This is a genomic window from Streptomyces sp. NPDC012637, from assembly GCF_042954805.1.
Lineage (GTDB): Bacteria > Actinomycetota > Actinomycetes > Streptomycetales > Streptomycetaceae > Streptomyces.
Map to the genome: position 1 here is coordinate 345,796 of NZ_JBIBDS010000009.1, position 23,472 is coordinate 369,267.

Consider the following 23,472-nt stretch of genomic DNA (forward strand, 5'->3'; position numbering starts at 1 on the left):
ACTGTAAGGATCTTGCGTACCACTATCTCCTGACAAAACGCGAGACCCCCGCAGATCGTGCCTGCAGGGGTCTCGTTCTTCCCGTGGGGGAAAGTCCGTGGGGGTGTCGCCGGGGTCAGTCCTGGCGCTCGGCCTGGGTCGCGCGGACCCGGCGGCGGACCAGGAACCAGCCGCCGACCAGCGCCGCCGCGATCAGCGGCAGGGAGTTGACGGTGGTGCGGCCCACTCCGCCGTCCAGCCACATCAGGACCAGGACGGAGGCGAGGAAGACGAGCGTCACGATCTGGGTGTACGGGGCCCAGGGCAGCTGGTAGCTCGGGCGGGCGAGCTTGCCCTCCTTGGCGCGGCGGACGAAGAGCAGCGAGCAGACCATGATCATCGCCCAGGTGCCGATGATGCCGATCGAGGCGAAGTTCAGGACCAGCTCGAAGGCCTCCTCGGGCATCCGGGCGTTGAGGACGACGCCGGCGACGCCGAAGCCCGCGGTGAGCAGGATGCCGCCGTAGGGCACGCCGCCCTTGTTCATCACGCCGGTGAACTTGGGCGCGGAGCCCGCCAGCGACATCGAGCGCAGGATGCGGCCGGTGGAGTAGAGGCCCGAGTTGAGGCTGGAGAGGGCGGCGGTGAGCACGACCAGGTTCATCACGCCGGCGGCGCCGGGGATGCCGAGCTTGTCGAAGACGGTGACGAAGGGGCTCTGGTCGCCGGAGTACGCGGTGTACGGGAGGATCAGCGCCAGCAGGACGACGGAGCCGACGTAGAAGAGGCCCACGCGCCACATGATCGAGTTGATCGCCTTCGGCATGATCTTCTCGGGGTTCTCGGTCTCGCCGGCGGCGACGCCGCACAGCTCGACGGAGGCGTAGGCGAAGACGACGCCCTGGATCAGCAGCAGCATCGGCATCATGCCATTGGGGAAGATGCCGCCGTTGTCGGTGATGTTGGAGAGGCCCGGCGTGTGGCCGCCGACGTCGTGCGAGGTCACGACGAGGAAGATGCCGACCACCATGAAGGCGACCAGGGCGGCGACCTTGATGATCGCGAACCAGAACTCCATCTCGCCGAAGTACTTCACGGAGATGAGGTTGGCGGCGAGGACGACCGCGAGGGCGATCAGCGCGAGGATCCACTGCGGGATGTCGCTGAACATCGACCAGAAGTGCGCGTAGGTGGCCGCGGCGGTGATGTCGGCGACGGCGGTGGTCGACCAGTTGAGGAAGTAGAGCCAGCCGGCCGTGTAGGCGCCCTTCTCGCCCATGAACTCACGGGCGTACGAGACGAAGGCGCCGGAGGAGGGACGGTAGAGCACCAGCTCGCCGAGGGCCCGCACCACGAAGAAGGCGAAGACGCCGCACACCGCGTACGCGATGAAGAGGGAGGGACCGGCGTTGGCCATGCGGCCGCCAGCGCCGAGGAACAGGCCGGTTCCGATGGCGCCGCCGATGGCGATCATGTTGATGTGCCGGGACTTGAGGTCCTTGCGGTATCCGGCGTCGCCGGCGTCGACGTGGGGGGTCGCCGACGCGGTCGTGGCTCCGGAGCCCGCCGGGGTGGCGGACAGCGGGTCGGCCGCAGTGCTGCGGTCACTCATGGAGTTGTTCGCCTTCGTGAGGGGGAGGGTCTGTGCGGTACCCGGCCGTGCCCTTGTGGGACTCCCGGCACGGCCAGCGCACATCCTCACGGCAACACCCGGTTCTGACTGTGGCGGATGTCACTGAACGCCCTTATTTGAGCTAGTTCAGAGGTTACCGGCGGGTGTACAGCGTGTTACGGCGTCGTTGCCGACGGCCGCTACGGCGCGAGGACGTCCAGCTCCTTGAGCGCACCCACCGCGATCTCCCGGGTCAGCTCCTCGGCGCGGGCCGCGTTCTTCTCCCGTACGGCCTCGGCGACCTGGACGTGGAGGGTGACGGCGGCCGGGTCGGGGTCCTCGAACATCACCTGGTGGCGGGTGCGGCCGGTGAGCACCTCGGCGACGACGTCGCCGAGCCGGGCGAACATCTCGTTGCCGGAGGCGTTGAGGACGACCCGGTGGAAGGCGACGTCGTGGACGAGGTACGCCTCCAGCTGGCGACCGCGCGAGGTGGCGACCATGCCGAGGGCCTGCTCGGTGAGCTCGCGGCACTGCTCGGGCGTCGCGTTCAGGGCGGCGAGACCGGCGGCGACCGGCTCGATCGCGGAGCGCAGCACGGTGAGCGAGCGCAGCTGGCGGGGCCGGTCCGCGCCGGCCAGGCGCCAGCGGATGACCTGGGGGTCGTAGACGTTCCAGCGCTCGGCCGGGAGCACGATCACGCCGACCCGGCGGCGGGACTCGACGAGGTGCATGGACTCGAGGACGCGCACGACCTCGCGCACCACCGTCCGGGAGACCTCGAAGCGCTCGGCGAGCTCGTCGGTGCGCAGCACGCTGCCCGGCGGGTACTCGCCCGCGGTGATCGCGAGGCCCAGGGAGGTCAGGACGTGCGGATGGAGCCCCTGGGCCGGTGTCGTCATGGTGGCCAGCCTATGCGTGATCACACGAATGATCACGCGGGGAAGAAAAAGTACGACTTATTTGTCACAGGGTCTTGAATACGTCGTACCCAATGGGTTTCATGAGCGCGACGGATCGATGTCGAAGAAGACAGCGAGGCACCACCCATGAGCACCACCCCCCGGCCCTCCACGGGCGGCCGTCCCCCGGTCGTCGTCGTGATGGGCGTCGCCGGCACCGGCAAGACCACGATCGGTCCGCTGGTGGCCGAGGCCCTCGGCCTTCCGTACGCGGAGGGCGACGACTTCCACCCGGCGGCCAACGTGGCCAAGATGTCGGCCGGCGTCCCGCTGGACGACACGGACCGCGAGCCCTGGCTCGACGCCATCGGAGAGTGGGCGCACGGCCGGGCCGGCCTCGGCGGCGTGGTGAGCAGCTCCGCGCTGAAGCGCAGCTACCGGGACCGGCTGCGGGCGGCCGCGCCCGGTGTGGTCTTCCTGCACCTGACCGGCGACCGGGAGCTCATCGAGCAGCGCATGACCGCCCGCAAGGGCCACTTCATGCCCACCGCCCTCCTGGACTCCCAGTTCGCCACCCTGCAGCCGCTGCAGGAGGACGAGGCCGGCGTCGCCGTCGACGTCGCCGGCACTCCCGAGGACATCACCGCCCGGGCCGTCGCCGCGCTGCGCCGGCTCACCGTCTGACCCCCCGCACCGTTCACTTCCCCCCACCCCCCGCACCTCCCCTGCCCCCTCACCCCCAAGGGACCCACCGTGACCAGTCTCAGCGTCGAGATCCTGGCAGCGGACGCCGCCGAACCGATCACCTCGGCGGGCAACGCCCAGCTCGGCATCGCCGTACTCGCCGGCATCGCCGTCATCGTCCTGCTCATCACCAGGTTCAAGCTGCACGCCTTCCTCGCCCTGACCATCGGGTCGCTGGCGCTCGGCGCGTTCGCGGGCGCTCCGCTCGCGGACACCATCAAGTCCTTCACCACCGGACTCGGCACCACCGTGGCCGGTGTCGGCGTGCTCATCGCGCTCGGCGCGATCCTCGGCAAGCTGCTCGCGGACTCGGGCGGCGCGGACCAGATCGTCGACACGATCCTGGCGAAGGCGTCCGGGCGGGCCATGCCCTGGGCGATGGTGCTGATCGCGTCCGTGATCGGTCTGCCGCTCTTCTTCGAGGTCGGCATCGTGCTGCTGATCCCGGTGGTGCTGCTGGTCGCCAAGCGCGGCAACTACTCGCTGATGCGGATCGGCGTCCCGGCCCTCGCCGGCCTGTCGGTGATGCACGGCCTCATCCCGCCGCACCCCGGCCCGCTCGTCGCGATCGACGCGGTCGGCGCCAACCTGGGCGTCACCCTCGCCCTCGGCCTGCTCGTCGCCATCCCGACCGTGATCATCGCCGGTCCGGTGTTCTCCCGGTTCGCGGCCCGCTGGGTGGACATCCCGGCCCCCGAGAAGATGATCCCCGTGCGCCCCTCCGAGGAGCTGGAGAAGCGCCCCGGCTTCGGCGCCACCGTCGCCACCGTGCTGCTGCCGGTCGTCCTGATGCTGGTGAAGGCGCTCGTCGACATCGTCGTGGACGACCCCGCCAACGGCGTGCAGAAGGTCACCGACGTCATCGGCTCGCCGCTGATCGCGCTGCTCGCCGCCGTCATAGTCGGCATGTTCACCCTGGGCCGGGCGGCCGGCTTCTCCAAGGAGCGCCTGTCCTCCACCGTCGAGAAGTCGCTGGCCCCGATCGCGGGCATCCTGCTGATCGTCGGCGCGGGCGGCGGCTTCAAGCAGACGCTGATCGACATCGGCGTCGGCCAGATGATCCTGGACTTCTCGGAGAACTGGTCCATCCCGGCCCTGCTGCTCGCCTGGCTCATCGCGGTCGCGATCCGGCTCGCGACCGGCTCGGCGACCGTGGCGACGATCTCGGCGGCGGGCCTGGTGGCCCCGCTGGCCGAGGGCATGTCGACCGGTGAGGTCTCCCTGCTGGTCCTGGCGATCGGTGCCGGTTCGCTCTTCTTCAGCCACGTCAACGACGCCGGCTTCTGGCTGGTGAAGGAGTACTTCGGGATGGACGTCGGCCAGACGATCAAGACCTGGTCGGTGATGGAGACGATCATCTCGGTGGTCGGCATCGCGTTCGTGCTGCTGCTGTCGCTGGTGTTGTAGCGCGGCGCGGCATCCGGGCCCGCGGGCCGGTCGTCCCCTCGGACGACCGGCCCGCGTCGTCGTGTCAGCCCACCGACCGGGCCGCCGCGCGCCCCGCCGCACGCCCCGAGAAGAGGCAGCCGCCGAGGAAGGTGCCTTCGAGGGAGCGGTAGCCGTGGACGCCGCCGCCGCCGAAGCCGGCCGCCTCGCCCGCCGCGTACACACCGGGCAGCGGTTCGCCGGAGGCGGTGAGGACGCGGGACGAGAGGTCGGTCCGGAGGCCGCCGAGGGACTTGCGGGTGAGGATGTTGAGGCGTACGGCGATCAGCGGGCCGGCCTTCGGGTCGAGAATGCGGTGCGGGGCGGCCGTACGGATCAGCTTGTCGCCCAGGTAGCGGCGGGCCCCGTGGATCGCCGTGACCTGGAGGTCCTTGGTGAAGGGGTTGGCGATCTCGCGGTCGCGGGCGGTGATCTCGCGGCGCAGCGCCGTCTCGTCGACGAGGTCCTCGCCGGTGATCCGGTTCATCCCGCGGACCAGGGCCCCGAGGTCGCGTTCGACGACGAAGTCGGCGCCCTTGTCCATGAAGGCCCTGACCGGCCCCGGCACGTCGGCGCGGGCGCGGCCGAGGACGCCGCGGACCGACTTGCCGGTGAGGTCCGGGTTCTGCTCGGAGCCGGAGAGCGCGAACTCCTTGCCGATGATCCTCTGGTCGAGCACGAACCAGGTGTGGTCGTAGCCGGTCCGCATGATGTGCTCGAGGGTGCCGAGGGTGTCGAAGCCGGGGAAGAGCGGTACGGGCAGCCGCTTGCCGGTGGCGTCAAGCCAGAGGGACGACGGGCCGGGCAGGATGCGGATGCCGTGGCGGGCCCAGATCGGGTTCCAGTTCTCGATGCCCTCCGTGTAGTGCCACATCCGGTCGCGGTTGACGTGGTGGGCGCCGGCGTCCTCGGCGATGCCGAGCATCAGTCCGTCGACGTGGGCGGGGACGCCGGAGAGCATGCGGTCGGGCGGGGTGCCGAGGCGTTCCGGCCACTGCTTCCGGACGAGGTCGTGGTTGCCGCCGATGCCGCCGGAGGTGACGATCACCGCCTGGGCGCGGAACGAGAAGTCGCCCGTGACCTCACGGCTGCTCGCCGTGCCGCGCGGAACGCCGGAGGGCGCCAGGACCTCGCCCGTGACGGTGTCGACGGTGCCGGCGGTGGAGCCGAGAGCGGTGACGCGGTGCCGGAAGCGGAACCGGACCAGGCCGCGGGCGACGCCCTCGCGCACCCGCCGCTCGAACGGCGCGACGAGGCCGGGGCCGGTGCCCCAGGTGATGTGGAAGCGCGGCACGGAGTTGCCGTGGCCGTTCGCGTCGTAGCCGCCGCGCTCCGCCCAGCCGACCACCGGGAAGAAGCGCACCCCCATCCCGTGCAGCCAGGAGCGCTTCTCGCCGGCGGCGAAGTCGACGTACGCCTCCGCCCAGCGCCGCGCCCAGTCGTCCTCGGGCCGGTCGAAGCCGGCCGTGCCGAGCCAGTCCTGGAGGGCCAGGTCGTGGCTGTCGCGGATGCGCATCCGGCGCTGCTCCGGCGAGTCGACGAGGAAGAGCCCGCCGAAGGACCAGTGGGCCTGGCCGCCCAGGGACTGTTCGGGCTCCTGGTCGAGCAGGATCACGGACCGGCCCGCGTCGACCAGTTCGGCGGTGGCGGCGAGACCGGCGAGACCGGCCCCGATGACGATCACGTCGGCGTCGTACGACTCATGGGATGACATGGACCGCATCTTGGATACACCGATGTATCCAGTCAACGGTTCCGGCCCTCCGCGAGCCCTCCCGCTTTCTAATGTCGAGCATTAATATGAGTGACATGGCAAGGACGTCAGGGCCCGAGACCCGGGAGAAACTGATCCGCGCGGCCGAGGAGATCTTCGCCGCGCAGGGCGTCGACGGCGCCCAGCTGCGGGACATCGTCTCCCTCGCGGGACAGGGCAACCCGTCCGCCGTGCAGTACCACTTCGGCTCCCGCGCCGGACTGCTCGACGCCGTCATGGCCGGGCGTCAGGTCCGCACCGAGCAGGTGCTCGCCCCGCTCCTCGACGCCGCCGCCGACGACACCCACGCCCTGGTCGCGGCGCTCGTCACGGCGGAGGCGAGCGAGCTGCGCACCGACCGCGGCCGGCGCTGCCTGCGGATCTCCGCGCAGCTCAGCCACGAGAGCGGCGTCCGCACCCGCACCCCGCACCCCACGCTCGCCGGCACCTGCTACTGGCGGCTCATCGAGCGGATCGAGGCCCGTCTCGCCGCCGACGGGCTGCCCCAGCCGCTCCGCCTGGAGCGGCTCGACCTGGCGCTGACCGTCGTGGGCGCCGCGATGGCGGACCGGGCCCGGCAGTACCTCCACGGCGCCGAGCCGCTCACCGGCGAACCGCTCTTCCTCGCCGACCTGGTCGAGACGACCACCGCGCTTCTCCGGGCCGCGCGGCCCCGGAGCGTCTGAAGACCGAAGCTCCCCGAAGGGACCCCCATGAACGACGCTTACGACCTCACCGGCAAGACCGTGCTCATCACGGGCGGCGCCCGCGGCCTGGGCGCCGAGGCGGCACGCCAGGCGGTGGCCGCGGGCGCCAACGTCGTGATCACCGACGTGCTCGACGAGGAGGGCAAGGCGACCGCGGCCGAGCTCGGCGAGCGGGCCCGCTTCCTGCACCACGACGTGACCTCGGAGGAGGAGTGGGCGGCGGCCGTCGCCCACGCGGTCGCCGAGTTCGGCGGGCTGCACGGCCTGGTGAACAACGCGGGCATAGCGAGCGGCGCCTTCCTGGAGACCGAGTCCGTCGAGAACTTCCGCAAGGTCCTCGACATCAACCTGACGGGCGCCTTCATCGGCATGAAGACCGCCGTACCGGCCATGAAGGAGGCCGGCGCCGGCTCGATCGTCAACATCTCCTCGGCCGCCGGCCTGATGGGCCTGGCCCTCACCGCCGGCTACGGCGCCTCCAAGTGGGGCGTGCGCGGGCTCACGAAGATCGGCGCGGTCGAGCTCGGCACCTCGAACATCCGCGTCAACTCGGTCCACCCGGGCATGACGTACACCCCGATGACCGCCTCCGTGGGCATCGAGAAGGGCGAGGGCAAGTACCCGAACACGCCGATGGGCCGGGTCGGCGAGGCCCACGAGATCGCCGGCGCCGTGGTCTTCCTGCTCTCCGACGCCGCCTCGTACGTGACGGGCGCCGAGCTGGCCGTCGACGGCGGCTGGACCACCGGTCCGACGGTCAAGTACGTCATGGGGCAGTGACGTCGGCGCGGACGCGAGGGCCGGTGGCGTCGGCGAGGGCCGGTGGCGTGGACGTGGACCGGTGGCGTGAGCGGGTGGCGTCGGCGTGGACCGGTGACGTAGGCGCGGGCGGGTGGCGTACGTCGTGGACCGGTGACGGGCGCGGGCGGGTGGCGTACGTCGCGGGCCGGTGGCACAGGTCGTGGGCCAGTGAACGGCCGGCGGCGGCTTCGGTGATTTCATGGGCGCATGAGCGCCTCTGACGAAGTACTCGACGTCGTCGACGAGAACGACCAGGTGGTGGGGCGGGCACCGCGCGGTGAGGTGTACGCGCGGGGCCTGGTCCACCGCTGCGCCTTCATCCAGGTGCGGGACGCCGAGGGCCGGATCTTCGTGCACCGCAGGACGCCGACCAAGCTGGTCTTCCCGTCCCTGTACGACATGTTCGTCGGCGGTGTCCTCGGCGCGGGTGAGTCCTACGACGACGCCGCGCTGCGCGAGGCCGAGGAGGAGCTGGGTGTGTCCGGACTGCCCCGGCCCCGGCACCTCTTCACGTTCCTGTACGACTCCGGGGGCACCGCCGGCAAGTGGTGGTCGGCCGTGTACGAGGTGCGGTGCGACCTGCCGGTGAACCCGCAGGCGGAGGAGGTGGCCTGGCACGCCTTCCTGCCGGAGGACGAGCTGACGGCGCGGCTCGCCGAGTGGGAGTGGGTGCCGGACGGGCTCGCCGCCTACGAGCGGCTGCTCGCGCACCGGGGCCGTTAGGGTGCCCGCGTGAGCGACTTCGTGCAGAGCCTGCGGCTGTGGTTCGCGCCGCGGCGCCTCCGGGAGGAGGGCGAGACCCCCGACTACCGCTTCTCGCTGGCCAACGAGCGGACCTTCCTCGCGTGGATCCGGACCGCGCTCGCTCTCATCGGCGGCGGTTTCGCCGTGGACCAGTTCCTGCCGGACCTGCGCTGGGGCGTCCGCGTGGGACTCGCGCTCGCGCTGCTCGCGGCCGGCGTGCTGTGCGCGCTGCGCGCCGTCAACCACTGGGTGCGCTGCGAGCGGGCCATGCGGCGCGGCGAGGACCTGCCCGTGTCCCGCTTCCCGACGGTCCTGAGCCTCGCGGTGGCGGTGGTCGCGCTCGCGATGGTGGTGGTCGTCGTCTTCGGCTGGGCCGGGCGATGACCGGCGACGGGGCCGGGGCCGCCACGGCGGACCGGGACCCCGGGCTGCAGCCGGAACGGACCCGGCTGGCCTGGCGGCGCACCACCCTGTCCGCCACGGTGGTGGCCGTGCTGGCGGGCAAGCAGGCGATCCACGACGACGTGACGGCGCCCGGGCTGGTCGCGGCGGGCCTCTCGGCGCTGGTGTGGATCGGGTTCCTCGCGGTGGGGCACCGCCGGATCCGGTCCCTTGAGGCGGCCAGGCCGCAGGCGCTGTCGCGCCGGGGCGCGCTGCTCGCGGCGGTGTGCACGGTGGCCTTCGCGGGTTTCGCGGTCGGGGTGCTGCTCTGAGGGAGCGGCGCGCCGCCCCGCCGTGGGCCGAGGTGCGGAGCTCGGCGCGCCGCCCCGCCGTGGTCCGGGGCAGGCCTGACCGGCTTCTTCCGCCCCTTTCCGCCTCTTCTGCCCCCTTCCGCCTCCTCTGCCTCACTCACCTCCCCTGCCTCTCCCGTCTCACTCGCCTCCCCCGCCTCACTCGCCTCCCCCGTCCCATCCGTCCCATCCATCTCATCCGTCTGCCATCTGCCCAAACCGCCCGAATCTGCCCTGCCGGACATTCCGGACTAGCCTGAGGTTGACAGCCGATCCCTGCCAGAGGCGGAGCCATGACCGTTGTCCATCATGAGCACCCCACCCACGCGCACTCCCACGGCCCGTCCTGCGGACACACCGCCGTCACGCACCGGGACCACGTCGACTACGCCCACGACGGTCATCTGCACCGCGAACACGCCGGGCACTGGGACGAGTGCGAGCCCACGTCCCACGTCCCGCACACCCATCCCGACCACACGCACGGGCCGGACTGCGGACACACCGGCGTGGAGCACGGCGACCACGTCGACTACCTGCACGACGGGCACCGGCACGCGGCGCACGGCAACCACTGGGACGACCACTAGGCGCACGGGCGGCGGACCGACTTCCCCCGGAGCGGGAGCTGCTGGCACGCTTCCCCCGTCCAGCCCCGTCAAGTCGGGCTCTCAACCGGGGGATTCCCTTTGTCTGCCACCGATCCGTACGTGGTCGCCGTCGCGCCGAACGTCCACGCCTTCGTCCAGCCCGACGGGGGCTGGTGCCTCAACAACGCCGGCTTCGTCGGCGACGACCGCGAGTCGCTGCTCGTCGACACCGCCGCCACCGAGCGCCGGGCCAGGCTGCTGCGCGCGGCCGTGGTCGACGCGGGCCTCGCCCTGCCGCGCACGATCGTCTCGACCCACCACCACGGCGACCACACCTACGGCAACGGGGTGTTCCGGCCGGAGGCCCGGATCGTCGGGCACGACAACTGCTGTGCCGAGCAGCTGGCCGCCGGGCGGCAGCTCCATCTGCTGTGGCCGCAGACCGACTTCGGCGAGGTCGAGATCCTGCCGCCGGACCTCACGTACGGGGACCGCCTGACGCTGTACGTCGGCGGGACCGAGGTGCGGGTGATCCACCCGGGTCCCGCGCACACCACCGGTGACTCGATCGTCCACCTGCCCGAGCAGGGCGTGGTGTTCACCGGAGACCTGATCTTCCACGGCGGTACGCCGTTCCTGCCGATGGGCTCGCTGGCCGGTTCGCTGCGCGCGCTCGGACTGCTGCGCTCGCTGGACGCGTCCACGGTGGTGCCGGGCCACGGCCGGGTGACCGACCCGTCCGCGTACGACACGACCGAGCGCTATCTGCGCTGGGTGAGCGAGCTCGCGGCCGAGGGCCACGCCAGGGGCGCGACGCCGCTGGAGACGGCGCGCCGCGCCGACCTGGGCGAGTTCGCCGCATGGCAGGAGAGCGAGCGGCTGGTCGCCAACCTGCACCGCGCGTACGCGGAGCTGGAAGGCCTGCCGGAAGGTCACCCGCTGGACCCGGCGGCCGTGTTCGGGGACATGGCGGCGATGAACGGCGGGGTGCCGGTGGCCTGCCACGCGTAGGCCCGGCCGGCGGTTCAGGGACCGGGGCGGGCGGATCAGCGGCCAGGGCGCCCGGACCGGCCGGGCCCGGCCGGCGGTTCAGGAGGGCAGGCCCTGGACGACATACCGACTGGTCGGTCATCATGAACGGCGACGCCGACCCCGGAGGTACGCCCGTATGACCACCACCCCGCCCGGTTCCCCGCCACCCGGCCTCGACCCCGAGCGGCTGCGCCGTCACCTCGACCGCGAGCGGCCCGGCCTCGTCACGGGCCCCCTCACCGCCCGGCTGATCGAGGGCGGCCGCTCGAACCTCACGTACGTCGTGACCGACGGCACCACCCGATGGGTCGTCCGCCGCCCGCCGCTCGGCCACGTCCTGGCCACCGCGCACGACATGAGGCGCGAGCACCGCGTGATCAGCGCCCTGGGCCCCACCGCCGTGCCGGTGCCGGAGGCGGTGCTGCTGTGCGAGGACGAGTCGGTGCTCGGAGCGCCGTTCTACGTGATGGACTTCGTCGAGGGCACCCCGTACCGCACCGCCGCCGAGCTGGCCCCGCTGGGCCCCGAGCGCACCCGCGCGGCCGTCCTCGGCCTGGTCGACACCCTGGTGGACCTGCACGCCGTAGACCCGGCCGACGTCGGGCTCGCGGACTTCGGCCGGCCCGAGGGCTTCCTCGACCGGCAGCTGCGCCGCTGGGGCAAGCAGCTCGCCGCGTCCCGGGGCCGCGAGCTGCCCGGCATCGACGAGCTGCACGCCGCGCTGAGCCGCGAGCTGCCCGCGTCCCCGGCCCCCACCGTGATCCACGGCGACTACCGCCTCGACAACGTCCTGATCGGTGCGGACGACCGCATCCACGCGGTCCTGGACTGGGAGATGTCCACCCTCGGCGACCCGCTCACCGACCTCGGCCTGCTGGTCATGTACAGCACGCCGCTGGAGGTGCCGGACTCCCCCGTGTCCACCACCGCGACGGCAGCGGGCCACCCGAGCACCGCCGAGCTGATCGCCCGGTACGCCGAGCGCTCCGGCCGGGACGTCGGGGCCCTCTCCTGGTACACGGCCTTCGCGTGGTTCAAGCTCGCCGTGATCCTCGAGGGCATCCACTACCGCTACACCCTCGGTCAGACCGTCGGCGCCGGCTTCGACCGGATCGGCGAGCTCGTCCCCGTGTTCATCGAACACGGCCTCACCACTCTGCAGGGACCCCAGGAACCCCAGGAAGGCTGATCCGTCATGGACTTCGCGTTCGACGCCCGCACCGAGGAACTGCGGGCGAAGCTCCTCGCCTTCATGGACGAGCACGTGTACCCGGCCGAGGCCGTCGCCGAGGAGCAGCGGGCCGCGCTCGCCTCGCCGTGGGACACCCCGCCGGTCGTCGAGGACCTGAAGGCGGAAGCCCGCCGCCAGGGCCTGTGGAACCTCTTCCTGCCCGACGAGGAGCACGGCGCCGGGCTCACCAACCTCCAGTACGCGCCGCTCGCCGAAATCACCGGCCGCAGCCCGCACCTCGCGCCCACCGCCCTCAACTGCGCGGCCCCCGACACCGGGAACATGGAGGTGCTCGCCCAGTTCGGCGACGAGGCGCAGAAGAAGCAGTGGCTGGAGCCGCTGCTCGCGGGCGAGATCCGCTCGGCCTTCGCCATGACCGAGCCCGAGGTGGCGTCCTCCGACGCCACCAACGTCGAGACCCGGATCCGGCGGGACGGCGACTCGTATGTCATCAGCGGGCGCAAGTGGTACATCTCCGGGGCGATGAACCCCGACTGCAGGATCTTCATCGTCATGGGCAAGACCGACCCCGACGGCGCCGACCCGCGCCGCCAGCAGTCGATGATCCTGGTCCCGCGCGACACCCCCGGCGTCGAGGTGCGGCGTGCGATGCAGGTGTACGGCTACGAGGACCACTCGCACGGGGGCCACGCCGAGGTGGTGTTCGACGACGTCCGGGTCCCCGCCGCGAACCTGGTCGGCGAGGAGGGCGGGGGCTTCGCCATCGCCCAGGCCCGCCTCGGGCCGGGCCGCATCCACCACTGCATGCGGCTGATCGGCATGGCCGAGCGGGCCGTGGAGCTGATGTGCCGGCGGGCCGTGTCCCGCCATGCCTTCGGCAAGGCCCTCGCCCAGCAGGGCGTGGTGCAGAACTGGATCGCGGACGCCCGGGTGACGCTCGAGCAGCTGCGGCTGCTCGTCCTGAAGACGGCCTGGCTGATGGACACCGTCGGCAACCGGGGCGCGCACACGGAGATCCAGGCGATCAAGATCGCCACGCCGCGCGCGGTCGTCGACATCATCGACAGGGCCGTCCAGGTGCACGGCGCCGGCGGCGTCTCGCAGGACTTCCCGCTCGCCGAGCTGTGGGCCGCGGCCCGCACCCTCAGGCTCGCGGACGGCCCTGACGAGGTGCACCAGCGTTCGCTGGCCCGGCGGGAGCTGAAGAAGTACCTGTGACGGGGCGCGTACCGCTCAGGCACGCCGGTCGCGCAGGGTGTACCCGCCCTGCGTGACCGGCATGTCCGCCGCGGCCGACATGCACGGCGTCAGCAGCGGCTCGTTCCTGGGCGTCGGCGCGGCGAGGCCGACCCGGGCCGGGGCGTCCGCCCCGGGGGCTCGACTGCTGCCCGTACGGGCGAGTACCCGCCCCCCTACGGGCGCAGGGCCCGCAGCAGCAGGTCGGCGAGGTGGTCGGCGACCTGCTGCGGGGTCAGGGGCCCGTCCGGGCGGTACCAGGTCGACAGGTGGTGAACCGAGCCGAAGTGGTAGTCCACCACCAGGTCGGCGGGCGTGGCGTCGGAGAACACCCCGGCCCGCTGGCCCTCCTCGATCAGCGCCCGGAACCGCTCGTGGTAGCGCCGCCGCTCGGCCCGTACCTGCTTGTTCTTCTCCGGGCTCAGGTGGTGCATGGAGCGGAAGAAGATCGCCGCGTCGTCGAGGTTCTCGATCGTGGTGACGACCACGTCGGCGGCGGCGCCGCGCAGCCGGTCCCCGATCGGCGCGTCGGCGTCCGCGAAGGCGTCGAGCCGCTCCTGCTGGAGGCGCAGCACCCGGGCGTAGACCTCCTGGAGCAGGTCCTCCTTGGAACCGAAGTAGTGGTAGAGGGCGCCCTTGGTGACGCCCGCCGCCTCCACGATCTCCTGGACGGAGGTCCGGTCGTACCCCCGCTCGGCGAAGAGCCGGGTGGCGGCGGCGAGGAGCCTCTGGGGGACGGGGGTGCCGTTCCCGTCCGTCGTCCTGGCCATGCTGGGCCGCCTTTCCTTCATGCTGGTGCCGCTCGTGCTGCTGGTGCTCACTTCGGGGACCGCAGGTCCCGCCTGAGGATCTTCCCACTTGTCGTCTTGGGCAGCTCCGGCAGGATCTCGACCTCGCGCGGGTACTTGTACGCGGCCAGCCGCTGCTCGCAGTAGTCGGAGAGCTCGCCGGGCTCGACCACGGCGCCCGGGCGGAGGCTCACGTAGGCCTTGACGGTCTCGCCGCGGTAGGCGTCCGGGACGCCGACGACGGCGGCCTCGCGGACGGCCGGGTGGGTGTAGAGGACGTCCTCGACCTCCCGCGGCCAGACCTTGAAGCCGGAGGCGTTGATCATGTCCTTCTTGCGGTCGACGACGTACAGCCAGCCGTCCTCGTCCATGAAGCCGATGTCGCCGGTGCGCAGTTCCCCGTCGGGGAAGGCGGCGGCGGTGGCCTCGGGCAGCCCCCAGTAGCCGGGGACGACCTGCGGGCCGCGGACGGCGATCTCGCCGTGCGTGCCGAAGGGCACCTCGGCGCCGTCCTCGTCGAGGATGCGGACCACGGTGTCCGGTCCCGGCACGCCGACCGAGAGGGTGCCGGAGACCGGGTCGACGGGCGCCTCGTGCTCCGGCGGTACGGCGGCACAGGGCGCGGTGCACTCGGTGAGGCCGTAGCCGTTGCGCAGGTACGGGCCGAAGCCGGCGCGGAACCTCTCGACGAGCGCGGGCGGGACGGGCGCGCCGCCGGACGACACGACCAGGAAGGACGAGAAGTGGTCGGGCGTCGCGGCCGGGTGGGCGGCGAGCGCCATGAAGGCGGTGGACGGGCCGACGGTGTAGGCGGGCCGGTGCTCCAGGAAGGCGTCGAGGACGACGCCGGGCTCGAAGCGGTAGGCGAGGACGAGGGTGCCGGCGTTGGCGAAGCAGGCGCCGAGCTCGCAGACGAGGCCCGTGATGTGGAAGAGCGGGGCGAGGACGAAGTAGCCGGCGCCGGGCGGCACCGGGTGGCCGGTGCGCTGGCGTTCGGCGTTGTGGACGAGGCCCCGGTGGAGGTTGAGGGCGCCCTTGGGCGTGCCGCTGGTGCCGGAGGTGTAGCTGATCAGGGCGATGTCGTCGGTGGTGAGCTCGCGGTCCGCGGGTGCCGGGTGGCCGGCGCGGGCGACGGCGAGGAGGTCGTCGGCGTCGGTGGCGGTGCCGGTGGCGCCGGGGTCGGGTGCGAAGCCGAGGACGCGCGGGTCGTCGCGGGTCTGGAGCTGGCGCTCGTCGGCGGTGAGGACGACGGCGACGCCGGTGCCGGCCGCGGCGTCGCGCACGTGACCGGCCCAGGCGCGGTCGGAGCAGACGACGGCGCGGGCGCCGGAGTCGCGCAGGGCGTGACCGACCTCGGCCGACTTGTACATCGGGTTGAGCGGGACGACGGTGGCGCCGGCCTTCCACGCGCCGAGCAGGGCGAGGACGAAGTGCGGGCTGTTCTGCAACATGACCGCGACGCGGTCGCCGCGCTCGACACCGCGGGCGGCGAGGTGGCCGGCGACGGAGTCCGAGAGGGCGTCGGCCTCGCGGTAGGTGATCCGGCCGTCGAAGTAGGCGAGGGCGGGATGCCCGGGCGTGCGGGCGACAGCGGCCCGGAAGGCGTGCAGGAGGGTGGGCGGGGGATCGATCGGCGCCCGCTGGGCCTCGCTGAGCCGGCCAAGCCAGGGCCTGGCGGCGTAGATCGAGCCGTTGCCGGCGTCGGTGTCGGTCATGCGCCCGCTCCTTCCCACTTCCGCTGGATGTGGTTCATGTTGCCGAGCCACCGTTCGGGGTCGGCGGCCCTGGCCCGGTAGAAGTCGGCCACCTCGGGGTGCGGCAGGACGAGGAAGCGGTCGGCGGCCATGGCGTCGAAGAGCGCGTTGGCGACGTCCTCGGGCTCGATGGCGGTCGGCGCGAGCACCAGCTCGCCGGCCGATCCGGCCGCGGTGAGCATGTCCGTGCGCACGCCCTGCGGGCAGATGGCGTGGACCTTGAGGCCGCGGTGGCGGTAGGTGAGCGAGAGCCATTCGGCGAAGGCGTACGCGCCGTGCTTGGAGACGCTGTACGGGGCGGCGCCGACCATGGTGAGCAGTCCGGCGGCGGAGACGGTCGAGACGAAGCGGCCGCCGCCGCGCTCCAGCCAGTCGGGCAGCAGGGCGCGGGCGGCGCGGACGTGGGCCATCACGTTGACGTCCCAGGCGGCCGCCCACACGTCCTCGTCGGCGAAGGCGTCGCCGGGCGAGGCGAGTCCGGCGTTGGCACACCAGACGTCGACGGTGCCGCCCAGCGCCTCGCGGGCCTCCTCGACGACGGCGGAGGCGTCGCCTGGCACGGCCAGGGCGCCGATCTCGTCGGCGACGGCCTTGGTGCGGCCGGGGTCGAGGTCGTTGACGACGACGCGCGCGCCCTCGGCGGCGAAGCGCCTGGCGAGCGCGGCCCCGATACCGCCTCCCGCTCCCGTGACGACCACTCCCGCACCCTGCACCGAACTCATCCCGGCCCACCTCTCGCTCACGGCTGTGCGGGCAGACTAACCGGTCGGTATGGAGCCGGGGAAGGGTGCGGAGCGCCCTCCCCCGCCGAGGCCGGCCGCCCTGGGGACAGGACGTGGCGGTACGCCTCGTTCCGTGGCGGGCTCCGCGGCGTTAGCGTGCGTGGGCATGTCACGGAAGGCGATCAAGGAGGTTTCTTCATGAGCCTGTCCAGACGGGGACTGCTGGCCGCGAGCGGAGCGCTCGGCGCGGCGGCGGTGACGGCGGGGGCCGGACCGGCCGCCGCCGACGCGCCGCCCGGCCGGGGCCGCCGGGTGCGCACCGGCTTCGAGCGGCTCGCCGCCGACGGTTACGCGCAGCTCGCCGGCCGGCGGGTCGGCGTGGTCACCAACCCGACCGGCATCACCGCGGACGCCCGGCACGTCGTGGACGTGATGCACGCCGACGAACGCGTCGACCTGGTCGCCGTATTCGGCCCCGAGCACGGCTTCCGCGGCACCGCCCAGGCCGGTGGTTCGGAGGGCCGCTACGACGACCCGGCGACCGGACTTCCCGTCTACGACACGTACCTGAAGAGCGGTCAGCCGCTCGCGGACGTCTTCACCGCCTCGGGCGTGGACACGGTCGTGTTCGACATCCAGGACGTGGGCGCCCGCTTCTACACGTACATCTGGACGCTCTACGACTGCATGGTCGCGGCCTCGCTCGCGGGCAAGCGCTTCGTCGTCCTCGACCGGCCGAACCCGGTGACCGGGCGGGCCGCGCTCGGCCCCGTCCTGGACCGGGCGTTCGCGACCTTCGTGGGCCGCGAGCCGATCGCGCAGGCGCACGGGATGACGGTGGCGGAGCTGGCCCGGCTGTTCAACGGCGAGTTCCTGGCGAAGCCGGTGACGCTGGAGACGGTCGCGGTGAGCGGCTGGCGGCGCGACGACTTCTTCGACGCGACCGGTCTGCCGTGGGTGCCGCCGAGCCCGAACATGCCGACGCCCGACACCGCGCTCGTGTACTCGGGCACCTGCCTCTTCGAGGGCACCAACCTGTCCGAGGGCCGCGGGACCACCCGCCCGTTCGAGCTGCTCGGCGCGGAGGGGATCGACGGCCGGTGGGCGGAGGCCGCGAACGCGCTGGACCTGCCGGGCGTCCGCTTCCGGGAGGCGTACTTCGCGCCGACCTTCTCGAAGTTCCAGGGGAAGACCGTCGGCGGTGTGCAGCTGATGGTGCACGACCGCGAGGTCTTCGACCCGGTGCGGACCGGGATCGCGCTCCTCGTCACCGCGCGCCGCAGCTGGAGCGGCTTCGCGTGGCGCGCGGACAACTGGATCGACAAGCTGACCGGCTCGACCCGCGTGCGCACGCTGATCGACGCGGGCGCGACGGCGGACGAGGTGGTCGCCGCCTGGGAGACGGACCTCGCGGCGTTCCGGGCCGTGCGACGGGAGTACCTGATGTACCGCTAGAACCCGCCCACGGGCCGGGGTTGTCCCAGGACAGGGGCACCACCAGGGAAGGGACAGCCCATGGGCAGGGGCAACCCCAAGGGGCAACCCATGGGCAGGGTCGTCCCCGTACGAGGGAAGCCGTCCCCGTACGGGGGTTGTCCCCCCTCCGGTCCGGGGGCCGCCGGGATGGGCCGGCGCGGTCTCCGGAGCCGAGGATCGGATCATGAAGACTTCCTTACGGCGTCACCGCCGTCCCCTCGGCGCCCTCCTCGCCGCCCTGTGCGTGGGCCTGCTCGCCCCGGCCGCCCAGGCCGCGCCGGCCGCCCCCGCGGCCCCGGCCGCGCGGGCGGCACCGGCCGCCCAGCCGCGGGAGGCCGACAACACCGATCCCGCCAGGGAACTCGCTGTCACCGCACGCCCGTTGAGCGACGCCCGCACCCTGGAGCGGATCGTGGGCTCGGCGAAGGTGGTGGGCATCGGCGAGGCCACGCACAGCTCGGCCGAGTTCTTCGAGGCCAAGCACCGGATGTTCGAACGGCTCGTGGAGGAGCAGGGGTTCACCACCTTCGCCCTGGAGGCCAACTGGAGCACCGGCCTGCTCGTCGACGACTACGTGCGGTTCGGCAGGGGCGACATCCGGAAGATCATGCGGGACGAGTTCCAGAACGCGTACGCCTTCTGGAACACCGAGGAGTACCTGGACCTGTTCACCTGGATGCGGCGGCACAACCTGCGCCACCCGCAGCACCAGGTGCGCTTCATGGGCAACGACCTCGGCTACGCGGGCCCGAACCTCTTCGACGAGGTCACCGGCCACGTGGCCCGGACGCGGCCTGAGCTGCTCCCCCGCTTCCACGAGCTGTACCGCGCCTCCCGGCCGGCCGGCGGCGACGTCGACGGCTGGATGAACGCCTACCTGGTCAGGCCGCTCGCCGAACGGCGGGCGATGGCGGCCGACGTGAACCGGGCCCTCGCCCTGCTGGAGCGGCAGAAGCCGGCCGGGCGGGACCGCGCCGCCCGTGAGGCGCACACGTGGGCGGTGCAGCACGCCCGGGCCATCGCCCAGGTCGGCACGGAGTACTCGTACGACCTCACCTCGGAGGAGCACGTGGGCGAGGCCATGCTCTACCGCGACCGGATCATGGCCGAGAACACCGTGTGGTGGCAGCGGCACACCGGCGACCGGATGGTGCTGTCCGCGCACAACGGGCACGTCGGTTACGAGACGACGATGCCGAAGCACTACCCGCGCACCCAGGGCGCCTTCCTGCGGGACGCTCTCGGCCGGGACTACGTGACGGTCGGGGCCGCCTTCGGGCGGGGCTCGTTCAACGCGCACGACGCCGGGACGCCGGGCGAGCCGGTCCGGGTGTTCTCCGTAAGCCGGCTGGGGCCGGACAGCAACGAGCACGTCCTGGACCGGGTCGCGCCGCGCCCCTTCCTGATCGACCTGCGCACGGCCACGCCGGCCGCGCGGGAGTGGCTGGGCGGGGCCCGGCCGACCCGGGCGATCGGCACCGTGTACCCCTGGGCCGATGACACGACACCGGTGCGGCTCGCCGCCTCGTACGACGCGGTGATGCACTTCCCGGAGATCTCGGCGGCGCGCCTGCTCGGCTGACGACTGGCCGTCCCCCGGCCCGGGCAGAATCCCGGTGCCAACGGCGTACCTCGGCGCGGAGGGACGGGCCCATGACGGTGACGAGTGTCGAGCCGTACCGCGAGGTGGACTTCGACAAGGACGGCGACGGCCCGGCGGGCCAGGCGGACGCGCTCGCGTCACTGGCCCGCCGGGGCTGCACGGACCTGGTGCTCTTCACGCACGGCTGGAACAACTCGCGCGCGGTCGCGAGCGGCCTCTTCGACCGCTTCTTCGCCCCCTTCCCCGGGGTGACGGGCGGCGCGACGCGGCTCGGGTACGCGGGCCTGGTCTGGCCGTCGATGATGTTCTCGGACGAACGGGTTCCGGACTACCCGGCGCTGGTGGCGGTCGTCCCCGGCCGGGCGGCGACGGTGGCCCGCATCGCGGAGCTGCTCGCGGAGGAGCCGGCGGACGAGGCGGCGTTCGCCGAGTTCGCGGGACTGCTGAGGGAGCTGACGGGCACCGCCGGGGAAGGTCTGGTCGCGACCGAGGTGCCCGCGTTCCTGGTGGCCGATCCGCTGACGGTGTACACGATGTTCGCCGACGCCCACGAGGCCGGGACGGCGGCCGAGGCCGGCGTCCACGACGCCGCGGCGTCGGCAGCGGCGGGCCTGGTGGCGGCCGTCGGCGCCGAGTCGCTGTTCGGCGGCGACCGCGTCAAGCGGCTGTGGCGGGGCGCGAAGGAGGCGCTCCGCCAGGCGACGTACTTCACGATGAAGCGCCGGGCGGGCGTCGTCGGCGAGCGCGGTCTCGGCCCGCTGCTCGGTGACCTGGCACGCCGGGCGCCGGAGCTGCGCGTCCATCTCGTCGGCCACAGCTTCGGCGCCCGGCTCGTCTCGCACGGCCTGCGCGGGCTGCCTCCCGGCGTCCGCAACGTGAAGTCGGTGACGCTGCTTCAGGGCGCGTTTTCCCACTACGCCTTCGCGGACCGGCTCCCGCACGACCAGGGCCGGCGGGGTTCGCTCGGCGGGCTCCAGGGCCGGGTCGACGGCCCGCTGGTGGCCTGCCACTCGCACCACGACACGGCGCTGAGGGTCTTCTACCCGCTGGCCTCCCGGCTCGCCCGTGACGACGAGTCGCTGCTCGGCGACGACCGGCGCTGGTGGGCCGTCGGCTACGACGGCGTCCAGGCCGTCCCGGGCACGGCCGCCCGCACGCTCGGGGCCGTGCTGCGGGACGGGCTGCCGGGTTCGGGCTGCGTGAGCGTGGACGCGTCACAGGTCGTCGCCGAACACAGCGACATCTGCCACGAGGAACTGGCCCGGGTGGTGGCCCGGGCCGGCCGCTTCAACTGACGCCCCCGTCCCCTCATCCCCCCGTCCCCTCATCCCCCCGCCCCCCGTCTCCCGTCCCCCGTCCGCCCATCCGCCCGTCCGTCCGCCCGTCCGCCCGCGACCGCCCCAGCCGGTCGGCCGATGACCGGACACCCCTGTCCGGATGACCGGGCATCGGCGTCCGGATGACCGCATCAGTGTCCGGATGACCGGGCTTCGGTGTCCGGATGGCTGCCATCCGCCCGTCGATGGAACAGGAAGCGCCGCTCGTTCGTCCCTCTCATATCGCCGGAGTGCTAGCGACGGAGGTGGCAGACGATGGCCGGGTTCCGGAGTCTCGCGAGACAGGTCCGCGATCCGGGGTGCGACACGGCGTTGCGACGGTATTCGCTGCGCAAGTGCCTGGAGCGGTTCGCGCCCTACGGTCACCGGGCGACCTGGGACCATCTGTGCCGTAGGCACGGATTCGGTCCCGAGGACCGGGAGGCGGATCCGAACCGCCTGGTGGCCGCGCTCGACGAACTGGAGGCGGCCCGCTCGGTGTGGCTCGCGTACGAGAAGGAGTTCGCCGAGCGGCGGCGGCGCGAGAAACACGGCGGGCTGCGCCGGCCGGGCGGGCTCGACGAGTGGCACCGCAGGATCTGGGGCGGCAACGGGGTGGCCCGCTGCGACGACCCGGCGCGCCATCCCTCGGAGCCGCTGCCGGAGGTGGTCGGACGGCTGGTGGAAGCGCTGCGGAGCGGCCCGGGCGAGCACTGCCCGGTGTGCGCGGGCCCGCGCATCGAGTGGCGGTCGGAGCTGCGGGACGAGCCGTGGTTCGGGCCGGTGTGCGAGGACTGCGGGGTGCTGATACCGCGGGGCGTGCTGACGCCCCGGGCCCTGGCCAGGACCCGCGGTGACGTGTCCCGGCTGGCGTCGGTGGCCTGATGCTCCAGGTGTGTCTCAACGGGGGCCGCGGGCCCGGGGACGCGGCCGGAGTGCCGATGTCCCCGGTCGCGATGGCCGAGGCGGCGGCCGCGGCGGTCGCCGCGGGCGCGGACGAGGTGCACGTCCACCCCAGGACGCCCTGCGGCAGCGACACGCTCTCGCCGCGGGTGCTCGCGGACACGCTCACCGCGATCCGCGCGGCCGTGGGCGGCGACGTACCGGTGGGGGTGACGACCGGCGCCCGCGCGGAGCCCGACCCGGTGCGCAGGCTCGCCCGGGTGCGGTCCTGGACGGTGCTGCCGGACCGGGCGACGGTCGCCTGGCACGAGCCGGGCGCCGAGGCCCTCGCGACGGCCCTGCTCGACCGGGGCGTCGCCGTGGACGCGGTCCTGCGCCAGGGCACCGACGGCCCGGCGCGCTTCCTGCGCTCCTCGCCGGCCCCGCGCGTGCCGCGGGTCCTCGCCGAGGCCGCGTCGGAGGAGGCGGCACTCGCCCTCCTCGCGACGCTCGCCCGCTCGCCGCACGGCCGCCCGGTCCTGCTCCACGGCCGCGACGGCGCGGCCTGGCCGCTCTTCCGGCTCGCCCGCCGGCTGGGCCTGGCCGCCCGCACGGGACTGGAGGACACCCTGCTGCTCCCGGACGGCACGCCGGCCCGCTCCAACGCTCAGCTGGTCTCGGCGGCCCTCGCCGAGCCCGCCGCGGCGACCGTCTCGTCGTAGACGAGCCACCGCTCGTCGTACGGCAGCGCGAGCAGCGGGACCCGTGGGTCGAGGTGGGAGGCGTGCCGGAGGAGCCAGGTCTGGAGCTCGACGAGGGGGTCCGGGAACCAGGGGGAGAGCGACGTGCCGTAGTCGCTGAGCAGGTCGTCGATCCACCGGTCCACCCACTCCGCCAGGTGACGCTCCTGCGTCCCCCCGGGCCGCGAGGCTGCCCAATGGTCGAGCATCGGCGTCACCGACTGGCGCATGTCGGCGCAGAGTTGGAAGACCGTCTGTACGTCGGGGTCGGGATCGGGTGTGGCCAGCGTCTCGGCCCACCAGACGGAGAGGAACGCGTCGACGGCACCGGCCTGCTCCGGGGGCCACCTCCACCACGCGGTGCGGCCCAGGCCCGTCGGCTGGTACCCGGCGCCGTCGAAGCGCCCACCGGCCACGAACGCGAGGAACTGCGGCACCAGACGGCGCATCACGGCCGGATGGTCGCCGAAGATGTCGGGCGCCTCGTGGCACATCATCCGCAGCAGGTCGTCGTCCAGCCGGACGTCGGGTGTCGCGAGCAGCGCCAACTCCTCGGCGCCGTAGCAGTGCAGGCACCCGTCGGGGCTCGCGGTCATGCCGCGGAAGACCTCCTCGACGTGCCGGAGGGCGGCGGCGAGGGCGGGAGGGAGCGGCGTATCGGGCACGGCGACGGTCCTGACGGGACTCCGCCGGGTCGACGCCCGGCGAAGAGAGCGACGCTACCAGCCGACAAACCGTTCGCC

Annotated in this window: 23 protein-coding genes; 16 read left to right on the plus strand and 7 right to left on the minus strand. The window is 73.0% G+C overall.

What is annotated here, in order from left to right; translation table 11 throughout:
• Positions 1 to 115: 115 nt before the first annotated feature.
• Positions 116 to 1,591 carry an amino acid permease gene (locus ACFY8W_RS32345; protein ID WP_391113026.1) on the minus strand — a complete coding sequence of 492 codons (1,476 nt, stop codon included), beginning with the start codon at positions 1,589 to 1,591 and terminating at the stop codon, positions 116 to 118.
• Positions 1,592 to 1,791: 200 nt separating this feature from the next.
• Positions 1,792 to 2,493, minus strand: a complete 702-nt coding sequence (locus tag ACFY8W_RS32350; RefSeq protein ID WP_391113030.1) for an FCD domain-containing protein — start codon at positions 2,491 to 2,493, stop codon at positions 1,792 to 1,794.
• 147 nt (positions 2,494 to 2,640) lie between these two features.
• On the opposite strand from ACFY8W_RS32350, the gene ACFY8W_RS32355 reads away from it, so the two are divergent.
• On the plus strand, positions 2,641 to 3,177 hold the full coding sequence (locus ACFY8W_RS32355) for a gluconokinase, GntK/IdnK-type (protein ID WP_391113033.1): 537 nt from the start codon (positions 2,641 to 2,643) through the stop codon (positions 3,175 to 3,177).
• A 69-nt stretch (positions 3,178 to 3,246) separates the two neighbouring features.
• Positions 3,247 to 4,644: a gluconate:H+ symporter gene (locus ACFY8W_RS32360; protein ID WP_391113036.1), complete on the plus strand. Its 1,398-nt coding sequence runs from the start codon at positions 3,247 to 3,249 to the stop codon at positions 4,642 to 4,644.
• A 64-nt stretch (positions 4,645 to 4,708) separates the two neighbouring features.
• On the opposite strand, the gene ACFY8W_RS32365 is transcribed toward ACFY8W_RS32360, so the two are convergent.
• Positions 4,709 to 6,376: an FAD-binding dehydrogenase gene (locus tag ACFY8W_RS32365; protein WP_391113039.1), complete on the minus strand. Its 1,668-nt coding sequence runs from the start codon at positions 6,374 to 6,376 to the stop codon at positions 4,709 to 4,711.
• A 95-nt stretch (positions 6,377 to 6,471) separates the two neighbouring features.
• Between ACFY8W_RS32365 and ACFY8W_RS32370 the strand changes: the two genes are divergently transcribed.
• From ACFY8W_RS32370 to ACFY8W_RS32410, 9 genes are all read left to right on the plus strand, one after another.
• Positions 6,472 to 7,101, plus strand: coding sequence for a TetR family transcriptional regulator (locus tag ACFY8W_RS32370; protein ID WP_391113042.1), 630 nt, complete (start codon positions 6,472 to 6,474; stop codon positions 7,099 to 7,101).
• A gap of 27 nt (positions 7,102 to 7,128) precedes the next feature.
• Positions 7,129 to 7,902: a glucose 1-dehydrogenase gene (locus ACFY8W_RS32375; RefSeq protein ID WP_391113046.1), complete on the plus strand. Its 774-nt coding sequence runs from the start codon at positions 7,129 to 7,131 to the stop codon at positions 7,900 to 7,902.
• 228 nt (positions 7,903 to 8,130) lie between these two features.
• A complete protein-coding gene (locus ACFY8W_RS32380) occupies positions 8,131 to 8,646 on the plus strand; it encodes an NUDIX domain-containing protein (protein ID WP_391113049.1) in 516 nt (171 codons plus the stop codon).
• A gap of 9 nt (positions 8,647 to 8,655) precedes the next feature.
• Positions 8,656 to 9,051 carry a YidH family protein gene (locus tag ACFY8W_RS32385; RefSeq protein ID WP_384416195.1) on the plus strand — a complete coding sequence of 132 codons (396 nt, stop codon included), beginning with the start codon at positions 8,656 to 8,658 and terminating at the stop codon, positions 9,049 to 9,051.
• Positions 9,048 to 9,380, plus strand: coding sequence for a DUF202 domain-containing protein (locus ACFY8W_RS32390; RefSeq protein WP_391113052.1), 333 nt, complete (start codon positions 9,048 to 9,050; stop codon positions 9,378 to 9,380). Before ACFY8W_RS32385 ends, ACFY8W_RS32390 begins: the two co-directional genes overlap by 4 nt.
• A gap of 311 nt (positions 9,381 to 9,691) precedes the next feature.
• On the plus strand, positions 9,692 to 9,988 hold the full coding sequence (locus ACFY8W_RS32395; RefSeq protein WP_391113055.1) for a hypothetical protein: 297 nt from the start codon (positions 9,692 to 9,694) through the stop codon (positions 9,986 to 9,988).
• Between the two features lie 99 nt (positions 9,989 to 10,087).
• Complete coding sequence (locus tag ACFY8W_RS32400; RefSeq protein ID WP_391113057.1) at positions 10,088 to 10,999, plus strand: MBL fold metallo-hydrolase; 912 nt, start codon at positions 10,088 to 10,090, stop codon at positions 10,997 to 10,999.
• Positions 11,000 to 11,156: 157 nt separating this feature from the next.
• Positions 11,157 to 12,209, plus strand: a complete 1,053-nt coding sequence (locus tag ACFY8W_RS32405; RefSeq protein WP_391113060.1) for a phosphotransferase — start codon at positions 11,157 to 11,159, stop codon at positions 12,207 to 12,209.
• A gap of 6 nt (positions 12,210 to 12,215) precedes the next feature.
• Entirely contained in the window at positions 12,216 to 13,430 is a 1,215-nt protein-coding gene (locus ACFY8W_RS32410) for an acyl-CoA dehydrogenase family protein (RefSeq protein WP_391113063.1), read from the plus strand.
• A gap of 194 nt (positions 13,431 to 13,624) precedes the next feature.
• On the opposite strand, the gene ACFY8W_RS32415 is transcribed toward ACFY8W_RS32410, so the two are convergent.
• Genes ACFY8W_RS32415 through ACFY8W_RS32425 form a run of 3 tightly spaced genes read right to left on the minus strand, consistent with a single transcriptional unit; the run spans position 13,625 to position 16,712 of the window.
• Complete coding sequence (locus tag ACFY8W_RS32415; protein WP_391113384.1) at positions 13,625 to 14,218, minus strand: TetR family transcriptional regulator; 594 nt, start codon at positions 14,216 to 14,218, stop codon at positions 13,625 to 13,627.
• Between the two features lie 47 nt (positions 14,219 to 14,265).
• Positions 14,266 to 15,951 (minus strand): AMP-binding protein, encoded by a 1,686-nt coding sequence (locus ACFY8W_RS32420; RefSeq protein WP_391113066.1) that lies wholly within the window; start codon positions 15,949 to 15,951, stop codon positions 14,266 to 14,268.
• Complete coding sequence (locus tag ACFY8W_RS32425; protein WP_391113069.1) at positions 15,948 to 16,712, minus strand: SDR family NAD(P)-dependent oxidoreductase; 765 nt, start codon at positions 16,710 to 16,712, stop codon at positions 15,948 to 15,950. Before ACFY8W_RS32425 ends, ACFY8W_RS32420 begins: the two co-directional genes overlap by 4 nt.
• A gap of 198 nt (positions 16,713 to 16,910) precedes the next feature.
• Between ACFY8W_RS32425 and ACFY8W_RS32430 the strand changes: the two genes are divergently transcribed.
• From ACFY8W_RS32430 to ACFY8W_RS32450, 5 genes are all read left to right on the plus strand, one after another.
• Positions 16,911 to 18,167 carry an exo-beta-N-acetylmuramidase NamZ domain-containing protein gene (locus ACFY8W_RS32430; protein ID WP_391113072.1) on the plus strand — a complete coding sequence of 419 codons (1,257 nt, stop codon included), beginning with the start codon at positions 16,911 to 16,913 and terminating at the stop codon, positions 18,165 to 18,167.
• 205 nt (positions 18,168 to 18,372) lie between these two features.
• Positions 18,373 to 19,770 (plus strand): erythromycin esterase family protein, encoded by a 1,398-nt coding sequence (locus ACFY8W_RS32435; protein ID WP_391113075.1) that lies wholly within the window; start codon positions 18,373 to 18,375, stop codon positions 19,768 to 19,770.
• Positions 19,771 to 19,841: 71 nt separating this feature from the next.
• Positions 19,842 to 21,086, plus strand: coding sequence for a serine-threonine protein kinase (locus ACFY8W_RS32440; RefSeq protein ID WP_391113077.1), 1,245 nt, complete (start codon positions 19,842 to 19,844; stop codon positions 21,084 to 21,086).
• 297 nt (positions 21,087 to 21,383) lie between these two features.
• Positions 21,384 to 21,992 (plus strand): hypothetical protein, encoded by a 609-nt coding sequence (locus ACFY8W_RS32445; protein WP_391113080.1) that lies wholly within the window; start codon positions 21,384 to 21,386, stop codon positions 21,990 to 21,992.
• Positions 21,992 to 22,711, plus strand: coding sequence for a 3-keto-5-aminohexanoate cleavage protein (locus ACFY8W_RS32450; RefSeq protein WP_391113083.1), 720 nt, complete (start codon positions 21,992 to 21,994; stop codon positions 22,709 to 22,711). The genes ACFY8W_RS32445 and ACFY8W_RS32450 overlap by 1 nt, the downstream gene beginning before the upstream one ends.
• On the opposite strand, the gene ACFY8W_RS32455 is transcribed toward ACFY8W_RS32450, so the two are convergent.
• Positions 22,657 to 23,394: a hypothetical protein gene (locus ACFY8W_RS32455; protein WP_391113085.1), complete on the minus strand. Its 738-nt coding sequence runs from the start codon at positions 23,392 to 23,394 to the stop codon at positions 22,657 to 22,659. The genes ACFY8W_RS32450 and ACFY8W_RS32455 overlap by 55 nt on opposite strands.
• Positions 23,395 to 23,472 lie beyond the last annotated feature (78 nt).

Excerpts from the sequence above, each read along its gene's own strand:
- ACFY8W_RS32345 (WP_391113026.1), bottom strand. The coding sequence starts at position 1,591 with ATGAGTGACCGCAGCACTGCGGCCGACCCGCTGTCCGCCACCCCGGCG.
- ACFY8W_RS32350 (WP_391113030.1), bottom strand. The coding sequence starts at position 2,493 with ATGACGACACCGGCCCAGGGGCTCCATCCGCACGTCCTGACCTCCCTG.
- ACFY8W_RS32355 (WP_391113033.1), top strand. The coding sequence starts at position 2,641 with ATGAGCACCACCCCCCGGCCCTCCACGGGCGGCCGTCCCCCGGTCGTC.
- ACFY8W_RS32365 (WP_391113039.1), bottom strand. The coding sequence starts at position 6,376 with ATGTCATCCCATGAGTCGTACGACGCCGACGTGATCGTCATCGGGGCC.
- ACFY8W_RS32370 (WP_391113042.1), top strand. The coding sequence starts at position 6,472 with ATGGCAAGGACGTCAGGGCCCGAGACCCGGGAGAAACTGATCCGCGCG.
- ACFY8W_RS32375 (WP_391113046.1), top strand. The coding sequence starts at position 7,129 with ATGAACGACGCTTACGACCTCACCGGCAAGACCGTGCTCATCACGGGC.
- ACFY8W_RS32380 (WP_391113049.1), top strand. The coding sequence starts at position 8,131 with ATGAGCGCCTCTGACGAAGTACTCGACGTCGTCGACGAGAACGACCAG.
- ACFY8W_RS32390 (WP_391113052.1), top strand. The coding sequence starts at position 9,048 with ATGACCGGCGACGGGGCCGGGGCCGCCACGGCGGACCGGGACCCCGGG.
- ACFY8W_RS32395 (WP_391113055.1), top strand. The coding sequence starts at position 9,692 with ATGACCGTTGTCCATCATGAGCACCCCACCCACGCGCACTCCCACGGC.
- ACFY8W_RS32405 (WP_391113060.1), top strand. The coding sequence starts at position 11,157 with ATGACCACCACCCCGCCCGGTTCCCCGCCACCCGGCCTCGACCCCGAG.
- ACFY8W_RS32410 (WP_391113063.1), top strand. The coding sequence starts at position 12,216 with ATGGACTTCGCGTTCGACGCCCGCACCGAGGAACTGCGGGCGAAGCTC.
- ACFY8W_RS32415 (WP_391113384.1), bottom strand. The coding sequence starts at position 14,218 with ATGGCCAGGACGACGGACGGGAACGGCACCCCCGTCCCCCAGAGGCTC.
- ACFY8W_RS32420 (WP_391113066.1), bottom strand. The coding sequence starts at position 15,951 with ATGACCGACACCGACGCCGGCAACGGCTCGATCTACGCCGCCAGGCCC.
- ACFY8W_RS32425 (WP_391113069.1), bottom strand. The coding sequence starts at position 16,712 with ATGAGTTCGGTGCAGGGTGCGGGAGTGGTCGTCACGGGAGCGGGAGGC.
- ACFY8W_RS32430 (WP_391113072.1), top strand. The coding sequence starts at position 16,911 with ATGAGCCTGTCCAGACGGGGACTGCTGGCCGCGAGCGGAGCGCTCGGC.
- ACFY8W_RS32435 (WP_391113075.1), top strand. The coding sequence starts at position 18,373 with ATGAAGACTTCCTTACGGCGTCACCGCCGTCCCCTCGGCGCCCTCCTC.
- ACFY8W_RS32440 (WP_391113077.1), top strand. The coding sequence starts at position 19,842 with ATGACGGTGACGAGTGTCGAGCCGTACCGCGAGGTGGACTTCGACAAG.
- ACFY8W_RS32445 (WP_391113080.1), top strand. The coding sequence starts at position 21,384 with ATGGCCGGGTTCCGGAGTCTCGCGAGACAGGTCCGCGATCCGGGGTGC.
- ACFY8W_RS32450 (WP_391113083.1), top strand. The coding sequence starts at position 21,992 with ATGCTCCAGGTGTGTCTCAACGGGGGCCGCGGGCCCGGGGACGCGGCC.